Source organism: Pedobacter sp. 01N416 (assembly GCF_056399685.1).
The window spans coordinates 1-666 of sequence record NZ_JBFTRT010001013.1 but is presented as its reverse complement, the minus strand read 5'-3'; the positions used below and the strand labels follow the sequence as shown (position 1 = coordinate 666).

The 666-nt window shown below is 41.6% G+C and carries 1 protein-coding gene; it reads right to left on the bottom strand.

From position 1 onward, the window contains the following. The coding region (locus AC1DND_RS28980; RefSeq protein WP_477586441.1) for an alpha/beta hydrolase at positions 1-666 on the bottom strand (666 nt) is incomplete at both ends.

Below are 666 nucleotides of genomic sequence, written 5' to 3'. Positions count from 1 at the left end.
AACCTCCACTGATGCCAATTCTGGCTGTATCGGTTTCTTTTAGCGCACTGAAGTAGTCTAAAATCCTGATTCCTCCCAAAGCCTGAATGGTTTGCGCTAAGCTTTTGCGATGATCTTCATATTTAAACTGGAGCATCGATTCGCCCCAGGCAAATAAGTCGTAGCTAAAGGCCATAGCGCCCATTCTGGCAATCATTGCACAGCGGATCTGACAATCAGGTCTAAAACGTTGTTTTTCCCAGTGTCCGTCAGGACTTAAAACCAATGGGATTTTTCCTTTAAAATTTAACGGTTTATATAGTGAGCCATTAATCCAAACCCCAGGTAAAATTTCTAATGCAATGTTTTCGACCGAATAACCGTCAAAAATTCTTTTCGCTGTCATAATCGGTTTTGAATTTGGTTTGGCAGGCAATGGCGATAACAATAAGGCTTGGTATAATTCGGGCTTTATTTGTGCCTTACGTTTTTCCCAACTGGCCTGATCGTGGTATTTTGTTGCCAAGCTATCCAAATAGGCCCATCCATCCTGAACCTCCCAACGGTAATATTCATATTCTTTCAATTTGTAAACACCTGGCTTTTCCTTGTTTACTTTCATATCCAACGGTGCAAGTACGTTTGCAAGAGTTTCATCAACGTTTGCACGGAAACGCCATTCTGCAT